We start from the raw sequence: 5,198 nt of genomic DNA on the forward strand, positions 1-5,198 counted from the left end.
ATACGGCTACTCTTTTGCTGAGACAAAAGCGATGCTTGAAGAAGTGAAAGCAAGGAAATTCATCTTGCTGCTTGATGAAGAAGTCTCCATCGAAGAACTGAAGGCTGGCGAGGCGAGATTAAAAAAATAACAGCCTTTGAAGGCTGTTATTTTTTTAATCCTGATTCGAGGGCAGTGATCATTTCCTGTTTTTCCTGCTCAGATGAATTTTGCCAGATGACCTCGAATAATACTCCCAATCCAGGAAGCATTTTTTCCTCGCCATTTTGTATGGCATCGACAATCGTGTCTTCCAGCTGCTCTTGCGTATTTCCAGATACATTTTGGATGATCGCATTACGTAAGTTTAAATTCATAATTATTCCTCCTCTAACACATAATGACTGACATTAATAGCATTTCACAAACTCGCATGCAATATGTATGTGAATTGCGTTATAATAGGAAAATCAGTGTGAAGTTAAAGGAGCGTTTACCCTTGAAATATATCGAATCCGTAAAAAACCCGCAAGTTAAGCAATGGAAAAAACTTTTGACGAAAAAAGAACGAGATAAAACAGGTAAATATTTAGTCGAGGGTTTTCACCTAGTTGAAGAAGCTATAAAGGAAGAAATCGTCTTGGAAGTGATCATCAATGAAGAAACTGAAATGCCTGCCCATTTTAAGGTGGAAGGCACAGAACTCATTTATGTGAAAAATGATATTATGAAGGCGATTTGCGATACCGAAGCCCCGCAGGGAATTGCTGCGGTTTGTGAACAGAAATCAACGAGCATGGCTTCCATCAATCCGGAGAAATTATTGTTGATCGATGCCGTCCAAGATCCTGGGAATATTGGAACGATGATCAGGACAGCGGATGCAGCGGGAATCGATGCGGTCATCCTTGGGGAAGGGTGTGCTGACTTGTATAATCCCAAAGTGGTCCGTTCGACGCAAGGGAGCCTCTTCCATATGCCTGTCATTAAAGGAAACCTATCCGAAATCATCGATGGGCTGAAGCAAAGCGGCACACCGGTTTATGGCACGGCATTAGAAGGGGCATCGCCATTTGAAGAAGTGGAAAAGTCTTACCGATTTGCCCTGCTGGTCGGTAATGAAGGCCAAGGAGTATCGAAGGAATTACTGGAGAAAACGACTAAAAACCTCTATATTCCCATCTACGGAAAAAGTGAATCTTTGAATGTGGGGATCGCTGCCGGGATTTTAATGTACCATTTACGAAAATCGATTTGAAACGGCCGAAGAATTATAATATAATAAAACAGAATTTTATAATGAAAACAACGATGACAAAGAGTAGTAGCTTTAAGTTAACCATATCCAGGGAGAAAATGCCTTGACTGAAAGCATTTTTATGGCACTGCTTAAGTGAATTCACCTTTCGAGTTGGCATTGGGAAGACAGAATGTCCGAAAAATGTTCCGGTGAAGAGCCGTTATTTTTAATGAAGTGAGTGCAGAAGTTTTTTTGTTTGTGCACTAATAAGGGTGGTACCGCGATACATAAACCTCGTCCCTTTAGGGATCGGGGTTTTTTTGTGTTCATTTTTACAAAAGGAAAATAAAGGAGGAAGACATGATGCAGGAACGTTTACTAGAACTGCAGGAAGAAGCGTTGCAAAAAGTTGCCGCCGCTTCCGAATTAAAAGAACTGAATGAAGTCCGTGTTGCTTATTTAGGGAAAAAAGGGCCAATCACTGAGGTATTGCGCGGCATGGGTAAATTATCTGCCGAAGAACGCCCGAAAATCGGGGCACTAGCCAATGAAGTACGTGAAGCGATCGCAACAAAGGTCGAGGAGAAACAAAAAGCGCTTGAAACCGCGGCAGTCAATGCAAAGCTAGCAACTGAAACGATTGACGTCACACTTCCAGGACGTCCGGTAAACAAGGGGAATCTTCACCCATTAACACGAATCGTGGAGGAAATCGAAGACTTATTCATCGGGATGGGTTATACGGTTGCGGAAGGTCCTGAAGTCGAGAGCGACTACTACAACTTCGAGGCACTTAACTTGCCAAAAAGCCATCCGGCACGTGATATGCAGGACTCCTTCTACATCACGGATGAAATCCTGATGCGCACGCACACTTCACCTGTTCAAGCCAGAACGATGGAAAAACATAAAGGTCAAGGCCCTGTTAAAATCATTTGCCCAGGAAAAGTATATCGCCGGGATAACGATGATGCGACACACTCCCATCAATTCCAGCAAATTGAAGGCTTGGTCATCGATGAGAACATCAGCATGAGCGACCTGAAAGGAACGCTAGACGTATTTGCGAAAAAAGTATTCGGTCAAGACCGTGAAATCCGTCTTCGTCCGAGTTTCTTCCCATTTACTGAGCCTTCCGTCGAAGTGGATATTTCTTGTAAAATCTGCAGCGGCAAAGGCTGCAGCGTATGTAAAAAAACAGGCTGGATCGAAGTGCTTGGCGCTGGGATCGTTCATCCGAACGTCCTTGAGATGGCTGGCTTCGATTCCAAGAAATACTCTGGATTCGCATTTGGAATGGGCGTGGAACGGATTGCCATGTTGAAGTACGGTGTGGACGATATCCGTCATTTCTATACGAATGATGTTCGATTCTTAAAACAATTCAACCATCACGAAGCATAAATTTTTATTTTAAAAAGGAGGACCTACCATGTTTGTGTCATATAAATGGTTACAAGATTATGTTGACCTTTCAGGCATCAATGCGACGGAGCTAGCTGACAAAATCACGAAAAGCGGCATTGAGGTTGAAGGGGTGGAAAAGAAAAGTGAAGGGCTAAAAGGGGTCGTCATCGGGCATGTCTTAGAACGTGAACAGCATCCAAATGCGGATAAATTGAATAAATGCCAAGTTGATATCGGGGTAGAAAATCCCGTTCAGATCATCTGCGGGGCACCGAATGTCGATAAGGGCCAAAAAGTCGCAGTCGCTACTGTTGGCGCAGTCCTTCCAGGTAATTTCAAAATCAAGAAAGCGAAACTTCGCGGAGAAGAATCGCACGGAATGATTTGCTCGCTTCAAGAATTGGGCTTCGAATCGAAGCTTGTTTCCAAGGATTATGCTACAGGAATCTTCGTCTTCCCTAATGATGTGGAAGTAGGGAAAGATGCATTGGAGGAACTTGGTTTAAGTGATGAAGTGCTGGAACTTGGGCTGACTCCAAACCGCTCCGACGCTTTGAGTATGCTTGGTGTTGCATACGAAGTGGGAGCCATTCTAGGCCGGGAAGTGAAATGGCCGGTAGTCGAGAAAGAAGAGGCAGCTGAAAAAGCAACTGATTATATCAGTGTCAAAGTGGAAGCGAAAGAAGATAACCCGATATACATGGCTAAAATCATCAAGGATGTTAAGATCGGACCCTCACCGCTTTGGATGCAGACTAGGTTGATGTCTGCAGGTATCCGACCTCATAATAATGTGGTGGATATCACGAACTACATTTTACTTGAATACGGCCAACCGCTCCATGCCTTTGATTATGACCGCTTTGGTTCAAAGGAAATCGTCATCCGCAGAGCGAAGGATGCTGAAAAAATCGTAACATTGGATGAAGCGGAACGCACTTTGACACCTGACCATTTAGTGATCACGAATGGCAGCGAGCCTGTTGCGATTGCTGGTGTGATGGGCGGAGCGGATTCCGAAGTCAAAAATGATACGACGAACATCATTATTGAAAGTGCATATTTTGCAGGTACAGTGGTCCGCAAAGCTTCAAAGGACCATGGATTACGCAGTGAAGCCAGTGCCCGCTTTGAAAAAGGCGTCGACCCGGAACGTGTTCGTGAAGCAGGGGAACGTGCTGCACAATTGATTGCACAATATGCAGGCGGAACAGTCTTACAAGGAGCAGCAGAAGTTGACGAATTGTCAATGGAACCTGCGGTCATTAGCATCACGCTTGAAAAAATCAACACACTCCTTGGAACAAGCATGACCGTATCAGTTGTCGAGTCAATCTTCAAACGTCTGCAATTCGGCGTGGAACTTGACAATGAAACATTCACGATCACTGTCCCGACGCGCCGTGGTGATATTACGATTGAAGCCGATTTAGTCGAAGAGGCTGCACGTTTATATGGATATGATAACATCCCCGTTACACTGCCGATCGGTTCTGCTAACCCAGGACAATTGACAGACTATCAAATTAAACGGCGGAAGGCACGCCGTACACTTGAAGGCGCAGGCCTTTATCAAGCAGTGACCTATTCACTGACAAGCCAGGAAAAAGCATCCCAATTCGCATTGGAAGCAAGAGAATCCATTCGATTGGCAATGCCAATAAGTGAAGAAAGAAGCCAGCTGCGTTTAAGCATCGTGCCTCAATTGCTGGAAGTCGTGAAATATAACAATGCCCGCCAAATTGATTCACTGGCACTGTATGAAATCGGTTTGGTATTCTTTAAGCGTGCCGAACAAGAACTGCCTGAAGAAAAAGAACATGTTGCTGGAGCAATCACCGGCCTATGGGAGTCACATCTATGGCAGGGTGAAAAGAAACCAGTGGATTTCTTTGTAGCCAAAGGCGTGATCGAAGCATTATTCGACACACTTGGATTAGCTGATCAAATCAGTTACCGCCAAGCGGAAATCAACGACATGCATCCAGGACGGACAGCGGAAGTACTATTGAATGGTGAAGTAATTGGCTTTATCGGCCAAGTGCACCCAACTGTCCAAAAAGACTTGGATATTAAAGAAACATACATTTTCGAACTTTCCTTAAAAGCATTAGCCGAAGCAGAAGTCGCGCCGATAGCGTACCAAACGATTCCGCGCTATCCATCAACCACACGCGATATCGCGCTCGTTGTGGATCAAGCTACGAAAGCCGGGGACATTCAGGATATTATTGAAGAAGCCGGCGGCAAACTTCTGAAAGAAGTAAGCATCTTCGACTTATACGAAGGTGAAAGAATGGAGGAAGGCAAGAAATCCATTGCCTACTCACTGAAATACTACGACCCGGAACGTACACTGACGGACGAGGACATTACAAAAGCACATGATAAAGTGCTTGAGGCCGTTAAAGAAAATGCCGGCGCAGAGCTAAGAGGATAAAACCAAAAAGACAGCTCCCTGAATCATGGGGAGCTGTCTTTTTTGATTTCACGAGTAAAAGGTGCAAACTCACGAGTAAACCGAGCAAATTCACGAGTAAAAGGCGTGAATTCACGAGTAAACCGAGCGAAC

Annotated in this window: 4 protein-coding genes and 1 other annotated feature; of the genes, 3 read left to right on the forward strand and 1 reads right to left on the reverse strand. The window is 44.5% G+C overall.

The window, feature by feature from the left end:
- Positions 1-146: 146 nt before the first annotated feature.
- Positions 147-356 (reverse strand): small acid-soluble spore protein SspI, encoded by a 210-nt coding sequence (gene sspI, locus ADA55_RS02995; protein ID WP_048678802.1) that lies wholly within the window; start codon positions 354-356, stop codon positions 147-149.
- Between the two features lie 122 nt (positions 357-478).
- Here sspI and ADA55_RS03000 point away from each other — a divergent pair, with 122 nt between their 5' ends.
- From ADA55_RS03000 to pheT, 3 genes are all read left to right on the forward strand, one after another.
- Positions 479-1,237, forward strand: coding sequence for a TrmH family RNA methyltransferase (locus ADA55_RS03000; RefSeq protein ID WP_048678807.1), 759 nt, complete (start codon positions 479-481; stop codon positions 1,235-1,237).
- A gap of 44 nt (positions 1,238-1,281) precedes the next feature.
- Positions 1,282-1,524: a binding site (T-box leader), on the forward strand.
- Between the two features lie 58 nt (positions 1,525-1,582).
- A complete protein-coding gene (gene pheS / locus ADA55_RS03005; protein ID WP_048678810.1) occupies positions 1,583-2,623 on the forward strand; it encodes a phenylalanine--tRNA ligase subunit alpha in 1,041 nt (346 codons plus the stop codon).
- 28 nt (positions 2,624-2,651) lie between these two features.
- Positions 2,652-5,066, forward strand: coding sequence for a phenylalanine--tRNA ligase subunit beta (gene pheT, locus ADA55_RS03010; RefSeq protein WP_048678814.1), 2,415 nt, complete (start codon positions 2,652-2,654; stop codon positions 5,064-5,066).
- The last annotated feature ends 132 nt before the right edge of the window (positions 5,067-5,198 follow it).

This window comes from Bacillus sp. 220_BSPC, assembly GCF_001054655.1.
Classification (GTDB): Bacteria; Bacillota; Bacilli; order Bacillales; family DSM-1321; genus Peribacillus; species Peribacillus frigoritolerans.

Coding starts and splice junctions, on each gene's coding strand:
- sspI (WP_048678802.1), bottom strand. CDS start 356: ATGAATTTAAACTTACGTAATGCGATCATCCAAAATGTATCTGGAAAT.
- pheS (WP_048678810.1), top strand. CDS start 1,583: ATGCAGGAACGTTTACTAGAACTGCAGGAAGAAGCGTTGCAAAAAGTT.
- pheT (WP_048678814.1), top strand. CDS start 2,652: ATGTTTGTGTCATATAAATGGTTACAAGATTATGTTGACCTTTCAGGC.